A 16951-nucleotide genomic window follows, 5' to 3' on the forward strand; every position below is an offset into this window, starting at 1 on the left:
ACATGAAGTTGCAGCCTATCAGCGGTAACAGCACTATTTTTGGCTTACACCTAGCGCCACAAAAATTTTTCCGGCAATGTAATACCGAGAATTTCTTCACGCGCTATCTTCCAGAATTGGCGAATTTCGGCTTTAACACCGGCACTATCAATACCCAGTGCTTTAAATACCAAGCCGCAATCATTGGGTAAACGTGTTGCCCCACTGGCAATGCCGCCTTTAATATCAAAGCGCGCAGGAACCCGCGCCAAAATACGGTCATGATGCTCCTTCGGAGTTAATAAAATAACGTTGCCGAATGAGTCAAATGTTTGCATGACCCCAATGGCATCCAGGCTCTCAACTTTAGGTTCCAATATATACTTCTCAACAAACAGCTCTTTTCCTGCCAAATTATGGGCGACCACTTTGGATGAATAAACATCAAAGCCAAAGCGCTCTTCCGCATGGTGATATTTGCGCCCGGACATCAGCACTTCTGAATAAATCGCCGTCGCCGTCGGATGAATATGAATAGTGGTATCCGTAATAAAGCGCGAATTGCGGTGCGGAATCAGCGGGTCCGGCATAAATTCCAGATAACCGCCCTCCTCTACCGTGAAATTCTGTATTTGCGCCGCGTAGTTCGCATTCATCATATGAACTTTGGTTGCTGACTGGGTGGTGACATGGGCGCAGGCTCCGGCCTCCACATGCACATCGGTTGCCAGCCGATCCCCTTGTAAAATGCACCCTGCCGTCGAGATCATGGTGACACAAGGTAGCTCGGGCATCTCTTCGTCCCAGTACAACGCCTTTTGCACCAAAGATGGCACCCGTCTTTCCATTTCTGCCAAAACACTGCGCTGCCCACGTTTGGCAAATCTCAGTTTGAGATAGCCACTTTTCCCTACGGCCCCGCTACGCATTTGCGCCGGCTCGTCCTGATATTTCGCTAATTCCGGCGCGTTAATGCCTAATGCGTGAGCTCGAACCCGTGAAGGCGTTTCCACGATATTCTGGCTCTGGGATGTCATGCGTTTGCTCCTTCAGGCTGTACGTGGGTAAATAGGAAGTCGCGCATAATCATGTCCACCAGCTCTTCAATACCCTGCCCGGTTTTACAGTTGGTCAGAATATAAGGGCGCTCACCACGAACCACTTTGGTGTCACTCTCCATCACATCCAGACTGGCGCCCACATAGGGGGCAAGGTCAATTTTATTGATAACCAGAATATCGGCCTGCACCAGACCGGGGCCATTTTTACGCGGGATTTTCTCCCCTTCAGCCACATCAATGACATAGATATAGAAGTCAGCCAGCGCCGGGCTGAAGGTCAGTGTTAGGTTGTCGCCGCCACTTTCAATCATAATCAGGTCGCTATCAGGGAAGCGCTCTTCCATCTCTTCCACCGCAGCAATGTTCATACTCGGGTCTTCGCGCACCGCAGTATGCGGGCAAGCGCCGGTTTCTACCCCGAGGATCTTCTCCTCATCCAAAATGCCTTTCAGCGTGCGTTTTACTTGTTTGGCATCTTCGGTGGTAACAATATCATTGGTAATAATCAGTGGCTTAACGCCCCGCTTAATCAGAATGGGGGTGATCACTTCGATGATGGCGGTTTTACCTGAACCTACCGGGCCACCAATACCAATGCGGGTGATCTTTTTGCGTTTATCGGTTGAATGGCTGTTCACAGGATAATCCTCTTCATTTTAATCTGATTTGGGTCGGTACTGGGTTTACAGCAAACCCAGTACTCAGCATGCACTTTTATTAATCAGTGGTTTGCTAACCGATTAATTACTGAATAGGCGAACATGGGCTTTCACATGTACCGCCGCCAATACATCCACAATGGGCACATAAGACGACATCTGGTCGATATCGCCAATTTCGGCAATATCGCAGAACTTCTCAATGTCATGGTTCAACTCAAACAGGATGTGCTGAGTGTCAAAATGGGTCACGCGCATTAAGCGCATGGCCGCACTTAATATTGTCATTGCCACCCCATATTGATGCATCACCACCACTTCCCGCTGCCCGATCCCCTGCGCGGCCATGACCACGGCCTGAGTCACCGGATAAGTCCCGGCGGTATTGCCATTTTTTATCTGTTCCAGCCACCAGCTAATTAGCGGGTGCTCCACCACATGGATAGACATTTCTGCCAATTTTTTCCCCATGCGGGTCGCCATCAGGCGGCTCTCTTCATTTAATTTGCGGTTATTCACCGCCCAGTCGGCGCGGATAATGCCGTCCCGATCATCGGCCATCACGGCGCGGTGGGCCGCGATAACCCCCATGCCATCACAGCTGGCAGCCTGCTTCAATGCTGTCAACACAAAGCCTTTTAGGGTCGCCACATCATGGACGATGCCTGTTTGAATGGCTGACTCCACACCATTGGAAAACGTAAAGGCCCCGACCGGCAGTACCGAATCACCAAATTGCATAATCCGAATCAGATCTGATGCATTCATTGCGCTGCCCCTCCTCTGTCCGGATCACTGTTTATGTTTATGGTCGTGGTCGTGGTTGTGATCATGATCATGGTCATGACTGTGACTATGGCCATGAGAATGAATGGCGTGCACATGTAAGCCGGAACCATGGGGTTCATCTAAGGGGCTGGCGACATGAACATGAGTGTCGCTCTCCTCCGCGCCGCCAAACAGCAGCCGAGCTTCAGAGTTACTCAGCAGAGGTAAAATCTCCGCCCCCTTAGCAAAACGGAAAGGGAGATGCTGAAAACCATGGGTTCTCATGACGGAGTCCATCATGGTGGTGGCAACCGTCAGCGGGACATACACCTCGTTATTTTTGGTGACGGCTTTCCAGTGCTGATTACCTAACGCGTGTCCCAACTCAAAGCAGGTTTTAATCAGTTCATCCGCTGAACGTTTTTTTAACTCCCTCAGATCAATCACCATGACATCGCGTAAATTGATCTGCACGATGACGGCAACATTGGTTTTTTCATCCCATGACAGCACATCACCATCAGCAAGTACCACGTTTCGATCGAGAGAAATTCCCAAATCCAGACCTTGAGTGCTGGATTTACGGCAGCGACTTTTTTGCGCTTCCCGCTGATCCAGCACCAGGAAGTCAAAAGTGGCCCCTTTGAGTCTCTCCCGCCAAACCGGATCTTTTTTCACATTACCCAAAATGTGCTCTATCAAAATCATGTTGCGGCTCCTTGCATCTATCCATTGCGAGTGGTCAGTTGCCCACAGTAATGAAATCCATTTCTGTGCCACATATCCCAGCCATTGTTGGTCGCCCCATCCAAAGGCTAGATGACACTTACCATGGGCAAGCTGAATTCTGTAATCGACTGGCCCTGATATCAGTGGGATTAGCGTCCAGACTCACCTGATTTATCAATCAGCCCCGGTTGATCAATTAACCCCGTTTTATCAATTAACCAAAGAAATAGCGCTGGTTCATTGATGCGGTTTCAATTGGCTCACAGGTGGCGTGTACACCATCCACTTTTACCGCAAAGGTTTCTGGATCCACCTCAATGTGTGGCGTTTGATCATTACGCACCAGATCCCGCTTGGAGATGGTTCGGCAGTTTTTAACCGCAATAACCTGACGATCCAACCCCGCTTTCTCTTTCACCCCATCATCAAGCGCGGCCTGAGAGACGAAGGTAACGCAGGTGTCTTGCATAGTTTTACCGTAGGCCCCAAACATTGGGCGGTAGAACACCGGTTGAGGTGTCGGCAATGACGCGTTTGGATCACCCATGGCCGCCCAGTTGATCATGCCGCCCTTGATAACCAGTTTAGGTTTGGCACCAAAGAAGCGCGGGTCCCACAGCACCAGATCAGCCATTTTGCCCACTTCAACCGAACCGATGACATGGCTGACGCCCTGCGCGATAGCCGGGTTAATGGTGATTTTCGCCACATAACGCAGCACGCGGAAGTTATCGTTGTTGGCGTCATCTTCTGGCAGTTTGCCGCGCGAGGCTTTCATCGCATTGGCCGTTTGCATAATGCGCAGCCAGTTCTCCCCGACTCGGCCCATCGCCTGTGAATCACTGGAGAACATGGAGATAACCCCCATATCGTGCAGGACGTTTTCTGCCGCAATGGTTTCCGGGCGCACGCGACTTTCAGCAAAGGAGACATCAGCGGGCACATTCGGGTTGAGGTTATGACACACCATGATCATATCGAACAACTCGGCCTGACTGTTGACACCATAGGGCAGGGTTGGGTTAGTGGAGCTTGGTAGCACATTCATCTGGCTGGCGACGCGGATAATGTCCGGCGCATGGCCCCCACCGGCCCCTTCGGTATGGAAGGTATGGATAGTGCGACCTTCGAAGGCATCAATGGTATCTTCCACATAACCACATTCATTCAAGCTATCGGTATGCACGGAAACCTGAATATCCATCTCATCCGCCATCCGCAAAGAGTGGCGCAGGGCATTAGCAGTTGCACCCCAGTCTTCGTGGACTTTATAGCCCACAACACCGGCAATAGCTTGCTCCAGTAATGGGCCACGGCCATAAGAGTTACCTTTGCCCAGAATCCCCACGTTAACCGGCAGCCCTTCAACTGAACGCAGCATCTGGCGGATATTCCATGGGCCAGGTGTCACTGTGGTGCCGTTAGTACCATCCGTTGGGCCAATCCCGCCGCCGAAGAAGGTGGCGACCCCATTGGATAATGCATGGTATGCCTGTTGCGGTGAGATCAAATGAATGTGGCTATCAATACCGGCCGCAGTGAGAATTAAATGCTCACCGGAAATAGCATCGGTACTGACCCCCACCACCATTCCAGGTGTCACACCATCCATCACCCCAGGGTTACCACTTTTGCCAATACCGGCAATTTTGCCATCGCGAATACCGACGTCGGCTTTAATCACCCCAAGGCGAGCATCCACAATAGTGACGTTGGTAATCACTAAATCCAGCACGCCATTATCACGGGTCAGATGGTTATTGGCCCCCATCCCGTCACGCAATGACTTGCCACCACCGTAAACTGACTCTTCACCATATCCACGCAGATCTTTTTCGATTTCGATAAATAGATTGGTATCACCCAAGCGGATTTTATCGCCCGTGGTAGGGCCAAATAGACCCGCGTATTCTTGCCGAGAAATTTGAGGCATCTGTCGCTCCTTTCTTTTTCCGGTGCGTGTAACGGATTTCTTCATCACACGTATGCGAATTTCGATGATTTACTCAATAAATAACGTGTTATTTAGGTGATTTGAAACCACGCGCCGCCGCACGGCGGATAGCTTCGAGCTTATCCGGGCGCTCACTGTTCGGCACCACGCCTTCGCCAGTCCAGCCATCCACCAGATTGTTAAAACCATACAGTGTTTGCTTGCCACCGAAGGGAATCAGCTGAACTTCGGTCTCATCACCGGGTTCAAAACGGATGGCGGTAGTTGAGGAGATATTCAGCCGCTTGCCATAAGCCGCAGCACGGTCAAACTCAAGTGCGCGGTTAGCCTCGAAGAAGTGGAAGTGTGAACCCACCTGAATGGGCCGGTCACCGGTATTTCGCACTTTCACTTTGGTTACCGGCTTATTTTCATTAAAAGTGATGGGGGTATCGGCTAAAATGCAGCCGCCCAGAGGGGTATTCTCTTCTGTTGATGTTTTAGTGCCTTTCTTTGCGCTCATGCTTTAATCCTCTGCAATAATCAGTTCAGGTTTTACTCGCATGTTGCCATCGGTTATTTAATAGGATCGTGCACCGTGACCAAACGGCTACCGTCAGTAAAAATCGCTTCAACCTGAACATTGGGAATTAGATCAGCTACCCCATCCATCACGTCATCTTTGGTAAGAACTTTACTAGCTTCTTTCATCACATCCTCTACGGATTTGCCATCTCTGGCCCCCTCCATTGCAGTCACTGTAATAATAGAAACGGCTTCCGGATAATTGAGTTTCAAGCCACGCGCTTTGCGTTTGAACGCCACATCAGACAGCGTGTAAATCATAAGCTTTTCAACTTCTCTTGGGGTGAGCTGCATAAGCCCTCCTGTATCGTGTTAAGAAAGTGAAAGTGAGAAAAACAATTTACTGAAAAAAGACGAATAGCCACCGATCACACTGTTGTTGATAATAACGACAGTCGTGTTTTATCGAGGTCACCCCGTCAGATTAGTTTGTATGATGATTTGTTTGGATGGGTTTTTTTTACCGCTTTTAGCTATTCCAATCAATAAAAAATGATTGCTCATTAATATTTTTTTACTAAAACAAAAATATGTCACTGCATTTATCCACAGTGATCCACAAATGAGTAAATCAATTAATCGTTTGCCTTCAATAGCGAATGTCATAGCTAATCAATCCCTTTATTTAAAACTGGATTTCGGTATAACACTTCTGTAACAGATAACGATAAATCAATGGGTTGCTATAAAAATAGAGCCTTTAACCAATATAGACCAAAACACTGAAAACACATCATTAATTAGAAATTTAATAAAAAATGCGCTATAGCCAATAAAAATATCGATTAAAATCAATATAATGATAGTTAATATCAGCTAGTTTATATTTGTTACAACTAAAGTTAACCCAACCTACCTTTGGCAAGCATTTATTCACAAAAGTAAGGATATGATCTTAATCAATGCATTTAAAACAATAAGCTAAAAATCATAGTTCGCGTCAGCTTATTATCACGCAGAATTATTATTCTCCCGTTAGGCTTATCTTGATCTCCTCTTATTTTTCGCTAGATAACCCTACCCTGTTTTTACCATTGCCAAACCAAGATGCGGCTTAACCTTACTGCCTGGATAAAGAGAAGTTTCATTTTCTTGTGCAGGTATCCATATCCGTGAGCACACCTTTTCTAATAAGGCCTTATTGTGACTAAAAACAATTAATCCGAGCGGGCGGTGAGCCGCTTCAGCCAATAACACGTGCCAGACTTGCGCCTGAATATGTGCATCCAGTTGCGCGGTAACTTCATCAGCAATCAAATAACGAGTGCGCGGGTCCAGCGCTCGCAGCAGCGCAATACGGGCCAACTCCCCGCCAGATAGCTCATCCGGCCGACGTTTCAACCAATCGGGATTCACCGCCATTCGCTCAAGCCAGTAGCTATCTGGCCGCCAGGCATCATGCAGGCTATCTCCCGTGGTGCGGTAAGGATTGAAGCTCTGTTCCGGGTGCTGAGGCACCAGTTGGACCGGGCAATACCCTTTTTTCGCCAGCGGTGCCCCCCCGAGCAAAATTTGCCCTGAGGTGGCTGATTGCCACTGTGCCAGCACCCGACCAAGGGTGGTTTTACCAAAGCCACTGGGGGCGGAGATGCCCAATCGCTCCCCCGCTTTGAGAGAGAAGGAGATAGAATCCCACAGCCGTCTTCCCCCCTGATCAATGGTCAGATTGTCGACACTAAACATACTCTGCTACCTCCGTCGACGATAGTTTCTGGCTGACAAATTGCTGCTCCGGCAGTGCCGCCCATAGCGATTGTAACCACGGGCTACCGCCATTATTTTTCAGCTCATCCGCACTGAGTGTTTCGTGCAATTCCCCCTTATGCAATACCGCAATTTTGTCGGCAAAACGGGCCGCCAGCGCCAAATCATGAGTGACCCACAAAATGCCGCGCCCTTGCTGACAAAAAGCCCGCAAGTGGGTGAGTAACTGGCAGGCATGGTCATCATCTAGCCAGGAGGTCACTTCATCGGCCAGAATATAGCGGGCATGGGTCAGTGTTGCGCAGCTGGTCAGGACACGTTTTGCCATCCCGCCAGAGAGTTGACGTGGGAAGTCGTGAACCAGCCCCGGTGCCAAATTGTAGGTTTGCAGCTGCATGGCGACATCTTCCAGCCGCAGTTTTACACCACTGAGCTGTGCTGCGCGGGTCATTTGCGACCCCACTTTAATCAAGGGGTTTAGGGCGCTGACCCCTTGGGGGACATAGCACAGGGTTTTGCCACGCTGCTCAATTTTGTCGCGAGCACACAACACCTCGCCATCCAGGATAATCTCGCCATGACAGCGCATATTATCCGGCAGCAACCCCAGCGCACTTTGCAGCAACAGACTTTTACCTTCACCACTGCCACCCACTAACGCGACCAACTCCCCCGGATTCACCTCCAGTGAAATGTGACTCAGCAGAGGATGCCAGGTTTTTCGCCCTAACCAGCGGTAATGGGCAACATCAATGGCAAACCTTTCAAATTTCAACATCAGGTTATCCTCACCCAGAGCTGTTGCAGTGATCGGGCAAACTGGTCAAATATCAGCACTAATCCCACCAAAATCAATCCGGGGAAAAATGCCAGCCACCATGCCCCACTACTCAGATAGCGTAATGCATCGGCTAATAATATCCCCAATGACGGCTCATGAGGTGACAACCCAAAGCCGAGAAAACTGAGTGCTGCGCTGTGTAACACCGCATGGGGGAACATCAATAGGGTGCCAACAATCCACTGCGGTAGTAATAACGGTAGCAGATGATGACGCCAGCGGTAAAAATTACTGTTACCCAGCCGATGAGAAAGCATCACATAATCAGTTTCACGAATACGTAAAATTTCCGCCCGTAGAATCAAGGCCAGTTTGGGCCAGTGGGTGAATGCCACCGCCAGAATAACCCCCTGTTTTCCGCCGCCCAAGGTGAAGCAAATCAGCACTAACAGCAGCAAATGTGGCAGTGCTAACATGCTGTCAATCAGCCCACGAATCAGATAATCCAGCGTTTTATTCACCGCACATAGACTGGCGGTGAGCATCGCCAACAAGCCACTGGCAAAGGCGGCAATTAGGCCAATCTGCAAGCTGGTGGTCATGCCCTGAAAACAGCGCAGCCACAGATCACGCCCTAAACTGTCAGTGCCGAACCAGTAGATCATCGATGGCGGCTGACGACGAGCCATCAAATCCATTGGAACGTCAACGGGATAGATGGCCCACCCATAAATGATCAGAATGGATAATAGTGCTATTGAGACAAACAGCCGGAACAACGCCCGGTTCGGGTTATAAGTCATCATGGCCGTGCGGCCCCCCTGTTCAGACGGTGTAACAGGACATTGGCCACACTGTTACCGCAGAAAACCAGGATGGCGCAAAACATCACGATCCCCATCAATAGCGGAATATCACCATGTAGCCCGGCATCAATAGTCGCCTGCCCTAGGCCGGGATAGGCGAAGACTTTTTCAGCGAGTAACGATCCCCCCAACAGCTCCCCCACTGAAGCGAATTGCAGACAAAGTGCCGGGGTTATCGCATGGCGTAAAATATGGAAATTCACCAACGACCAGCCTTTATCCCCCTGCGCTTGTGCATAACGAATAAATTCACTGTTCATCACCTCGGCCACCCGGGCGCGGGTATGCAGGGCGATGTTGCCGACCCCCAATAGCCCCAGAGCTAGCATCGGCAAAATAAGATGGTGCAGTTTGTCGCCCCAACCGGCGGTCTCGGCGTTACTACCCGGTGTCCATGCACAACAAATCGGTGCCCAATTCAGCTTTACCGCGAACAGTGACAGCAGCAATAGACCAATCCAGAAGGTGGGCAGCGAGGCCAGCAAATAGGAGAGCGATGAGATAGCACGATCTGGCCAGCGATTGAGATAGCGCCCCGCCGTTAGCCCCAGCAGTAACCCAACAATACCTGAGAACAACCACGCCGAAAGCAGTAACGCGAATGAGGTTGCAAACCGCTCGCCGATCACCTGTGAAACCGGCGCGTTGTACAGCATCGAATAGCCCAAATCCCCTTGTACGACCTGGCTAAACCAGTGTAGGAATCGCTGCCATAGCGGTAAATCCAGCCCCCACCGCGCTGCAATCAGCGGATATTGCTCCGGTGGTACATGTAGCAGCTCACTGCCAATGTAGGCGCGGATGGGATCGACGGGGGAGAAGCTCAGTAGCGTAAAGGTGCCCACCGCGGTGACCAACAGCAGGCAAATTAAGCGCAGAGCAAAAAACGAGATGCCCTTCATTACTGGCAAATCCATTTCCAACTATCGAGGCTATTGAGCAGAGACCAGGAGCCGTGGATCTCTGGCGCCCCCTTACCTAAATCAACGCAATTATTAGCCAGATATGTATGCTGAATATTCAGCAACCATGCCCAGGCCGCATCGCCACGAATGCCAGCCCCCGTGGCTCCATCCCAATCCACCTGCTGCCAGAATGGCACCGCTTGTTCCCAAGTGGGGGCATCCAGTGCCTGTTGCAGATGTTTATCTACCACCGGATTCTGGTAATAGCCCGGATTGTAATACTCCACGCCCGCCGCTTTGCTGCTGTAGTGATGGTACAGCTCCATTGGGTCCAAACTGCCCCAGCCAAACAGGGTGGGATTGGCATGCATATTTCGCTCTACGGTTTCCCAACTGCCTGATTTTAAATCAACATCAATGCCGATAGGTTTTAGCATCGAGCGAACGGCCTGCGCTAAATCACGGCGCGTAGTATCACCACTGGCATACCAAAGGGTTATTTTTGCTGGCACACCACTCTTTTCCCGAATGCCCTCTTGGTTCAGCTTCCAGCCAGCTTGCTCCAAAATCTGTTTGGCTGTTTCGCTATCACCATCCTTGATGACCGAATCTGGATTATTCCATGGTAGCCCCTGCACGCCGGTATAGGCCGGGATAGCATGGCCCTCCATGATTTGCGAGGCCAGTAGCTGGCGGTTGATGGCGTAGTTAATCGCCCGGCGAATCGCAATATCAGCCGTGACATCATTCCCAATGGGGTCACCATGGGCATCTTTTTTACCCGCTGGCGTGGTCGGGAACACAATGCCACGGTTTTCGACACTTGGTCTGACCCATAACTTCATGTTATTGACCGGGCCTGCCGCCATTGATGGGGGAATACGTACCACACCTAATTGCCCACTTTGTGCTGCTGCGAAGGCGCTATCTTCATCAAGGAAGACAAAAATCAACTTGTCAAAATCGTTTTTACTCCCCGCATAGTAAGGATTCGCCTCCACAATCATCTGCTGACCGGGTTGGAAACTGACTAAGCGGTAGGGGCCGGCACCAATAGGTTTTTGCGCATATGTTTTAGCATCGTATTTATCGGCTGAAACAATCCCCAGTGAACCCAATACATTCACAAAAGTACTTTGTGGGGCTTTCAGTTGGATACGTACATTGAGCGGGTCGATCTCTTCGGCACTGAGGAAGTTACCCATATCAACTTTCCCGCCACTGGCAGCGGCATTGTTGTAAGTAAAGGCCACATCTTTGGCTGTCAGCGGCGAGCCATCAGAGAATTTAAGATCGGGTTTGAGTGTCAGTAACCAGGTTTTACCATCGTCACTGCTCTTATACTGACTCAGCAAAAAACTATTCCAGCTAAGATCTTCATTCTGTTTCAGCAAGGGGCTGTGCAGTAGCAAATAGCTGCCATGACTCCACCCTAACATGGGATCAAAACCTTCGGTTGGTTCATCACCGATAGCCAGTTGTAGTGTGTGGGGGGTTGCAGCGCTGACCGAAATAGATAATGCACTCAATAAAGTGGCGGTCAGTAAGGTATTGCGGAGCCATAGACGTTTAGACATGTATCATCCTTGGACAAATTAGCTAGCGAATATAGGTCATTGCCTGTCAGAGACAGATTCAACAAGCAATTAAGCGTAGCACTAAACATTAATATGGGTAATATTGCCCCTCTTTAGTAGTAATGACTAATTTTCTATTCATTGATTAGAACTTTAAAGTATTTATGTGACAAATATCGGATTTAGATGAGGTAAATCAAAAAAAGCCAGGTCAGAAATAAAATAATTAACAGATGAAATTGATCTACATCGATAAAGCAGTAAAAAACATCGAGCTTGAATAACAGATATAATCCTTACCATTCAACCTAACCACAAGATTTAACTATCGTAATCTCATTACCGAGAGGCTTAGCCTATGAATTAGCCCACTTATTATTTGCTATTGCTTTATCAAGGTGATTAATTGTCGACTGATCACTTAAGCTATTATTTTGCGCTTCGAATAATCAAAACAGTGCCGAAATAACAAGGAAGATTCCAACCGGAGGTTATTATCCACTGATTGAAACATATCATAATAATAGCAGGAAGCATTCTTAGTTGGCATTCATTGATGCCAGCGGCCAAAAAACCAAACTTTGAATACATATACTTCTACGATCGCAGAAATAAAAAAACCTCGCCGGGGCGAGGTTTTTTTTACAGCTAAACGCTTATTGCAGCAGTATAAATTACAGCGCTACTACGTTTACAGCTGAAGGGCCTTTCTGACCCTGTTCGATGCTGAACTCTACGTTCTGGCCTTCATCAAGAGTTTTGTAATCAGTGCCTTGGATTGCAGAGAAATGTACGAATACATCTTTGCTACCGTCAGCAGGAGAGATAAAACCAAAACCTTTACCAGCATCAAACCATTTTACTAAACCAGTCATTTTATTAGACATAAGATATTTCCTTCATTATTAGTGCCAATATTTGGCTATTGAGGTCTGCTTATCAAGAGTTACTTATGGGGGCACTAAAGAAGGAAATTCGTCGGAGAAGTGATGTCTAAAAATATCGCTTTAACTAGGAACTGCTTTACTTAAATGGCTTACATAAATAGGTCTGTGCTACAAACCGATGAAGCTATTAACGCATGCTAAGATATTAATAGCAAGGCTTATTTATTTTGCCCCTCAATGAATGATAAGCACAAATCACTCATAAGTTATGGTAAAACTCAAGGTAATGCATCGCCCGATGGCACTCTACACCGAGGGCGAACCAGAGATTCTAGCGGATGAGGTTATGCTCAAATTTCGTTATACTGCCACTCAAAATCGGAAGTCGTCATAAAGGAAAAGCAATGACAATGCGAGAGCTTGAAGTCCAGTTTCTTAATGCAATGAGTGAGTTGCAGTCAACTTTTGAGAAGCAGCATCAGACATGGCAGGCAAGTTATACCGCACTGCAATATGAGCTGGAGCAGTCAAAAGCACGAGAGACAGCATTGCGTGCTAAAAATGATATGTTGCTTAGAAAACTCAATACCGCGAACACCTTGCCAGAGCAACATTCGCTGGTCAGACAGATAAAAATGCTGGGTGCCCATCTTGATGCGCTGGCGAAAGATGCCGCAGCGTTCAACCATCATCTGAATAATCAGCAGAGAAACAGTGATAACTTCAGTGGCAATACCCCTTAAACACTTCGTTGAATTTATCGGCTCAGGCGATTTAACAGCCAGATAATTTTACGTTACCAATTTCACCTTGTAGGGCGCAAAGAAACACTCAATGACGTGGATAATTATTGCTGTTCTGATCGTGGTTTTTATTGTGGGCTACCGTGTATTGACATCAGATACCCGTAAGGCTGTGGATACGCTGGCTAATTTACTGAAGATAAAACCCATATATATTGAGTCGATGTTGCAAGAGATGGGGCAACGTCAAACTCAAATGTTTATCCGCTCCACCAGCAATGGTTACGCCGAGGATGTTAGAAAGGCGGCATATCTGGTTTTCATCTATCAGACCTTTATTAAAGATCCCTCCGACGAAAATGTAATGCAATGGCGAAACACGCTGGTTCGCGCACATATATCCCCAATGCTAACGGCCGAACACACTGAAGCGGCATTGTTCTATTTTGCTGAGCTGGATTTAGATGCCTTTGAATTGGCGCAATTCCGCCGCCACTATAATCTGCATTTTAATCAGGAAGCTGACGCCGTATTGCATTGATAATAGCACTACGGCGCGATGATATGTATTGCGGTAGGGTAGCGCGCTAAATGGTCTGAAACATGCTGTTCAGGTAGCGCAATAATATTTCCCTTGAACTAAAACCGTGAGCAATACCGTAGCGATCTGCGGCTTCCCCCGCCAGATAGAGTGGAAACTCAACATACTTATCACTGATACGAATAGTGGCTGTCGGTGTGGCAAACAGCAAACTTTTATCTTTTTGCGCGGGGTGGATAACCAAAGCAGTCCTACCCATGCGAGCTTCACGATTCACATAAACATAGTGTCCCGCTTTCCGATAACCGTAAGCCTGATCAACCGTATAATCCCGCTCAAAGCCGGCACTCTCCAGCACTCTAGCCACTTCATCTGGCCGTAAATACATTTACTTTCCCTCTTTTTAACTACTATTGAGCGACCTTACCGCAATAAATAAGGGAAACCACCTCTTTATTGGCTCAAAACGGCTATTTAGGAATAGTCCACACGCCACTGCGAGGGGATGAGGGGTCATGTCGGCTAAATAACCGAGTCAGTCAGCAATAATACGCAGGCAAGTAATAGACCACACAACGTCACGACACCGAAAATCAGTTCAAACAGATAGCGATTGATCATGATGATTAGCCTATAAAAAAAGACACCCGGCATTAACCGAGTGTCTGGAATTGGCTAGATGGTGCGGTACAAGGCCCGCATTCCGGCGTAATTATGCAGCTGGAGCTGTTACTGATTTTTTAGCCGCTTTGTGATGTTTTTTAGCGGCTTGTGCTTTTTGAGCTGGCGCTTTTTTCACCTGTTTTTTAGCAGCCTGTGCTTTTTGTACTGCGGCTTTTTTCTCGTGTTTTTTAGCTTTAGCAGCTTGTGCTTTCTGCTCTGTTGTTTGTTTGGTGGCTTTATGCTTTTTATGTTGAGTTGCTTTAGCTGGTGCAGCTTTCTCTACAGCGGGTGCCGCAGTAGTAGTGGTAGTCGCTGGTGCCGCAGCAGTTGCAGTCGTTTCAGCAGCGAAAGCAACAGAAGACAGACCCATAGTTGCAGCAACGATCATCGCTAATACTTTTTTCATTTTCAAATCCTCAGAGTTTTTTCGCTAAGCCCCCGATGGGGCCGTTGGGAAGAATCATAGAGGAATGAATTTTCTCTTTCCGTGAGTCATTGGTTTCGCTAAGTAACCAAATGTACAAAGTCATGGTGATGATGATTGGTGCCATAAATGCTACTCACCTTCGGATTACTCCTGAAGCCCATTTATCGGCTGATTGATGGTCTATGCTTAATATTCATCAGGCAAATGGAGAGTCAAATGTTCAAAAAATCAGAAAAAATCGAAAGAGACCTCGATCAAGATGTGACCCTTCTGGCAGATACTCTCGACGATGTCTTGCGCTCATCAGGTGAGAAAACCAAAGAGGAGCTGACCAAGGTGCGCCAAAATGCCGAAGGGGTTTTACGTGATGCTCGAGCGCGGTTCAGTGGCTCGACCAGCCTTAAGCAGCATGCCCGCGATGTGGCCGGCAATGCAGATAACTATATCCGCGATAAGCCATGGCAAGGTGTCGGTATTGGTGCCGCCGTCGGTATCGTACTGGGTGTGCTGCTGGCACGCCGCTAAAATCAAGCTGATGCCGATAACTCATCACCCTCATTGCTGTGTCTACTGTATTTGAGTTGCGTTTGTTTATCGGCGGCCCAGGTGACCCTCACCTCGGGCCAACACCTTCTATCCCTCAGATAAAGCGCTGACTATTTTTGCCAGCCGTGCCACCAGTTGATCGGTTTCTGTCACTGACGTCAAATTAGTAAAGCCCATTAGCAGGCCATTCTCTTGGTTGCCGCCCACTCTCTCTGCCAGCGCCCAGTCTGATAGAGCCTGAATCGCCAGCCCTTGGCGCTGAGCCTCTGCGGCAACAACCCGATCAACAAAACGGCTATCCAGCCGCGCCAGTAATTGAATGCCACCCGACTGCCGTTCAACCTCGACGATACCCGCAAGTTGTCGCATCAGACTGACGGATAACATTTCGCGACGCTCTGCATAGAGGTGGCGCATCCGTTTAAGGTGGCGATAAAAATGCCCCTGATTCATAAATTCCGCCACACTGGCCTGTATCAATGGCGGGCAGGCGCAGGTGCGCAATTGGCAACGGTGATTAAATACCGCCACCAGCGCGGGGGGCACCACCAGATAGGCCAGCCGCAGTGCTGGAAACATCACTTTGCTAAATGTTCCGGCATAGAGTACCCGCCCTTGCCTATCCATACTTTTCAGCGGAGGCAGTGGTCGGCCCTGATAGCGGAACTCACTGTCATAATCATCCTCAATGATCCAGGATTGCTGCTGCTCAGCCCAATCCAGTAGCGCCATGCGCCGCACTAAACTGAGCGCCACACCTAATGGGCTTTGATGTGCCGGTGTGATAATGGCAAAACGCGCCTGCGGGCAACACTGAGTGGCGGCGCTCACATCCATGCCTTCGTCATCCACCCTCACTGGATGTGGAATCAATCCCGCTTCGCGGATCAGCTGTTGAGTCGCTGGGTAGCCGGGATCTTCCAGCCAGCCACAATCACCGGGTTTCAGTAAGCTACTGACCACCAAATCCAGTAGCGATTGATAACCAGCGCAGATAAATACTTGTTCCGGTTGGCAACTAAACCCCCGTGAGAGCTGCAAATAGTGAGCAATTGATGCACGTAAGGCGGGTAATCCGGTGGCGGGAGGGTGCCCGAGTGATGCGGCGGTCAAGCTATGCAGCTGTTTAGCCATCATTCGCCCCCATTGCGCGCGCGGGAAGGCATCCAGTGCTGGTAGCCCCAACTGAAACGGCAGCGCCATCATACGATTAGCTGATAATGCATGGTTGACGGCAATGGGTTGACGGCCTTCAGCTACACTGTTCAATGGCAGCAAAGGGGCATCAAGCAGCTGGGCTGAAACGTAAGTTCCCCCCTGCCCACGGCTTTGTAAAAAGCCCTCGGCAATCAATTGGGCATAGGCGTTTTCCACAGTCCCGCGCGCGACCCCCACTTCACTGGCCAGCGCCCGAACCGAGGGCACCCGAGTATTAGGTAGCAGTGCGCCCTGAACAATCGCATCTTTAATACGTTGATAAATCTGGCGATAAACCGGCTCGTTTTGTTGACGATCCAAATTCAACAGGCGCGAAAACACCTTCATCATGACCCACTAAAATAAGTAATTTATGGCCCTATAGTATAGGCCATGGTGT

General features: G+C 48.9%; 19 protein-coding genes. 3 read left to right on the forward strand and 16 right to left on the reverse strand.

The genetic code is table 11. The features are described 5' to 3' along the window. Positions 1–50: 50 nt before the first annotated feature. The 13 genes from HRK25_RS01285 to cspE all read right to left on the reverse strand — a co-directional run bounded on the left by HRK25_RS01285 (position 51) and on the right by cspE (position 12434). Positions 51–1016: an urease accessory protein UreD gene (locus HRK25_RS01285; RefSeq protein WP_032898221.1), complete on the reverse strand. Its 966-nt coding sequence runs from the start codon at positions 1014–1016 to the stop codon at positions 51–53. After that, complete coding sequence (gene ureG, locus HRK25_RS01290; protein WP_005275992.1) at positions 1013–1678, reverse strand: urease accessory protein UreG; 666 nt, start codon at positions 1676–1678, stop codon at positions 1013–1015. Before ureG ends, HRK25_RS01285 begins: the two co-directional genes overlap by 4 nt. Before the next feature lie 102 nt (positions 1679–1780). Next, positions 1781–2467 (reverse strand): urease accessory protein UreF, encoded by a 687-nt coding sequence (locus HRK25_RS01295; protein ID WP_005275987.1) that lies wholly within the window; start codon positions 2465–2467, stop codon positions 1781–1783. 24 nt (positions 2468–2491) lie between these two features. Beyond that, a complete protein-coding gene (gene ureE, locus HRK25_RS01300) occupies positions 2492–3175 on the reverse strand; it encodes an urease accessory protein UreE (protein WP_032898219.1) in 684 nt (227 codons plus the stop codon). Between the two features lie 235 nt (positions 3176–3410). Next, the gene (locus HRK25_RS01305; protein ID WP_005275976.1) at positions 3411–5129 is read right to left on the reverse strand and encodes an urease subunit alpha; all 1719 of its coding nucleotides are present in this window, start codon (positions 5127–5129) and stop codon (positions 3411–3413) included. Positions 5130–5217: 88 nt separating this feature from the next. Further along, positions 5218–5652, reverse strand: coding sequence for an urease subunit beta (locus HRK25_RS01310; protein WP_005275974.1), 435 nt, complete (start codon positions 5650–5652; stop codon positions 5218–5220). A 53-nt stretch (positions 5653–5705) separates the two neighbouring features. Beyond that, positions 5706–6008: an urease subunit gamma gene (locus HRK25_RS01315; protein WP_002215288.1), complete on the reverse strand. Its 303-nt coding sequence runs from the start codon at positions 6006–6008 to the stop codon at positions 5706–5708. 723 nt (positions 6009–6731) lie between these two features. Beyond that, complete coding sequence (locus HRK25_RS01320) at positions 6732–7397, reverse strand: ATP-binding cassette domain-containing protein (protein WP_032898215.1); 666 nt, start codon at positions 7395–7397, stop codon at positions 6732–6734. Continuing rightward, positions 7390–8196 carry an ATP-binding cassette domain-containing protein gene (locus tag HRK25_RS01325; RefSeq protein WP_032898214.1) on the reverse strand — a complete coding sequence of 269 codons (807 nt, stop codon included), beginning with the start codon at positions 8194–8196 and terminating at the stop codon, positions 7390–7392. The genes HRK25_RS01320 and HRK25_RS01325 overlap by 8 nt, the downstream gene beginning before the upstream one ends. Then, positions 8196–9002, reverse strand: a complete 807-nt coding sequence (locus HRK25_RS01330) for an ABC transporter permease (protein ID WP_032898230.1) — start codon at positions 9000–9002, stop codon at positions 8196–8198. The genes HRK25_RS01325 and HRK25_RS01330 overlap by 1 nt, the downstream gene beginning before the upstream one ends. After that, complete coding sequence (locus HRK25_RS01335; protein ID WP_072083940.1) at positions 9002–9967, reverse strand: ABC transporter permease; 966 nt, start codon at positions 9965–9967, stop codon at positions 9002–9004. The genes HRK25_RS01330 and HRK25_RS01335 overlap by 1 nt, the downstream gene beginning before the upstream one ends. Next, positions 9967–11547, reverse strand: coding sequence for an ABC transporter substrate-binding protein (locus HRK25_RS01340; protein ID WP_005275961.1), 1581 nt, complete (start codon positions 11545–11547; stop codon positions 9967–9969). Before HRK25_RS01340 ends, HRK25_RS01335 begins: the two co-directional genes overlap by 1 nt. A gap of 674 nt (positions 11548–12221) precedes the next feature. Beyond that, a complete protein-coding gene (cspE, locus tag HRK25_RS01345; protein ID WP_005275958.1) occupies positions 12222–12434 on the reverse strand; it encodes a transcription antiterminator/RNA stability regulator CspE in 213 nt (70 codons plus the stop codon). A 404-nt stretch (positions 12435–12838) separates the two neighbouring features. Between cspE and HRK25_RS01350 the strand changes: the two genes are divergently transcribed. Both HRK25_RS01350 and HRK25_RS01355 read left to right on the forward strand, forming a co-directional pair. Further along, complete coding sequence (locus HRK25_RS01350) at positions 12839–13177, forward strand: MbeD/MobD family mobilization/exclusion family protein (RefSeq protein ID WP_032898212.1); 339 nt, start codon at positions 12839–12841, stop codon at positions 13175–13177. A gap of 91 nt (positions 13178–13268) precedes the next feature. Beyond that, the gene (locus HRK25_RS01355) at positions 13269–13718 is read left to right on the forward strand and encodes a DUF1198 domain-containing protein (protein WP_005275954.1); all 450 of its coding nucleotides are present in this window, start codon (positions 13269–13271) and stop codon (positions 13716–13718) included. 46 nt (positions 13719–13764) lie between these two features. Here HRK25_RS01355 and HRK25_RS01360 read toward each other — a convergent pair whose 3' ends face one another. Together HRK25_RS01360 and asr are read right to left on the reverse strand one after the other, a co-directional pair. Next, positions 13765–14106 (reverse strand): DUF2002 family protein, encoded by a 342-nt coding sequence (locus HRK25_RS01360; protein WP_005275951.1) that lies wholly within the window; start codon positions 14104–14106, stop codon positions 13765–13767. 324 nt (positions 14107–14430) lie between these two features. Further along, a complete protein-coding gene (gene asr / locus HRK25_RS01365; RefSeq protein WP_032898211.1) occupies positions 14431–14787 on the reverse strand; it encodes an acid resistance repetitive basic protein Asr in 357 nt (118 codons plus the stop codon). Positions 14788–15024: 237 nt separating this feature from the next. On the opposite strand from asr, the gene HRK25_RS01370 reads away from it, so the two are divergent. Next, positions 15025–15333, forward strand: coding sequence for an ElaB/YgaM/YqjD family protein (locus HRK25_RS01370; RefSeq protein ID WP_032898209.1), 309 nt, complete (start codon positions 15025–15027; stop codon positions 15331–15333). 108 nt (positions 15334–15441) lie between these two features. On the opposite strand, the gene pdxR is transcribed toward HRK25_RS01370, so the two are convergent. Next, complete coding sequence (pdxR, locus tag HRK25_RS01375; RefSeq protein ID WP_005275940.1) at positions 15442–16902, reverse strand: MocR-like pyridoxine biosynthesis transcription factor PdxR; 1461 nt, start codon at positions 16900–16902, stop codon at positions 15442–15444. Positions 16903–16951: the final 49 nt, after the last annotated feature.

The organism is Yersinia bercovieri ATCC 43970 (genome assembly GCF_013282745.1).
In the GTDB taxonomy this organism is placed as follows: domain Bacteria; phylum Pseudomonadota; class Gammaproteobacteria; order Enterobacterales; family Enterobacteriaceae; genus Yersinia; species Yersinia bercovieri.

Bases quoted from the DNA above. Each gene is read 5' to 3' on its own strand.
- HRK25_RS01360 (WP_005275951.1), bottom strand. From the start codon at position 14,106: ATGTATTTACGGCCAGATGAAGTGGCTAGAGTGCTGGAGAGTGCCGGC.
- HRK25_RS01355 (WP_005275954.1), top strand. From the start codon at position 13,269: ATGACGTGGATAATTATTGCTGTTCTGATCGTGGTTTTTATTGTGGGC.
- HRK25_RS01320 (WP_032898215.1), bottom strand. From the start codon at position 7,397: ATGTTTAGTGTCGACAATCTGACCATTGATCAGGGGGGAAGACGGCTG.
- HRK25_RS01340 (WP_005275961.1), bottom strand. From the start codon at position 11,547: ATGTCTAAACGTCTATGGCTCCGCAATACCTTACTGACCGCCACTTTA.
- cspE (WP_005275958.1), bottom strand. From the start codon at position 12,434: ATGTCTAATAAAATGACTGGTTTAGTAAAATGGTTTGATGCTGGTAAA.
- HRK25_RS01295 (WP_005275987.1), bottom strand. From the start codon at position 2,467: ATGAATGCATCAGATCTGATTCGGATTATGCAATTTGGTGATTCGGTA.
- HRK25_RS01350 (WP_032898212.1), top strand. From the start codon at position 12,839: ATGACAATGCGAGAGCTTGAAGTCCAGTTTCTTAATGCAATGAGTGAG.
- HRK25_RS01285 (WP_032898221.1), bottom strand. From the start codon at position 1,016: ATGACATCCCAGAGCCAGAATATCGTGGAAACGCCTTCACGGGTTCGA.
- HRK25_RS01370 (WP_032898209.1), top strand. From the start codon at position 15,025: ATGTTCAAAAAATCAGAAAAAATCGAAAGAGACCTCGATCAAGATGTG.
- HRK25_RS01335 (WP_072083940.1), bottom strand. From the start codon at position 9,967: ATGAAGGGCATCTCGTTTTTTGCTCTGCGCTTAATTTGCCTGCTGTTG.
- HRK25_RS01315 (WP_002215288.1), bottom strand. From the start codon at position 6,008: ATGCAGCTCACCCCAAGAGAAGTTGAAAAGCTTATGATTTACACGCTG.
- pdxR (WP_005275940.1), bottom strand. From the start codon at position 16,902: ATGATGAAGGTGTTTTCGCGCCTGTTGAATTTGGATCGTCAACAAAAC.
- asr (WP_032898211.1), bottom strand. From the start codon at position 14,787: ATGAAAAAAGTATTAGCGATGATCGTTGCTGCAACTATGGGTCTGTCT.
- HRK25_RS01330 (WP_032898230.1), bottom strand. From the start codon at position 9,002: ATGACTTATAACCCGAACCGGGCGTTGTTCCGGCTGTTTGTCTCAATA.
- ureE (WP_032898219.1), bottom strand. From the start codon at position 3,175: ATGATTTTGATAGAGCACATTTTGGGTAATGTGAAAAAAGATCCGGTT.
- HRK25_RS01305 (WP_005275976.1), bottom strand. From the start codon at position 5,129: ATGCCTCAAATTTCTCGGCAAGAATACGCGGGTCTATTTGGCCCTACC.
- HRK25_RS01325 (WP_032898214.1), bottom strand. From the start codon at position 8,196: ATGTTGAAATTTGAAAGGTTTGCCATTGATGTTGCCCATTACCGCTGG.
- HRK25_RS01310 (WP_005275974.1), bottom strand. From the start codon at position 5,652: ATGAGCGCAAAGAAAGGCACTAAAACATCAACAGAAGAGAATACCCCT.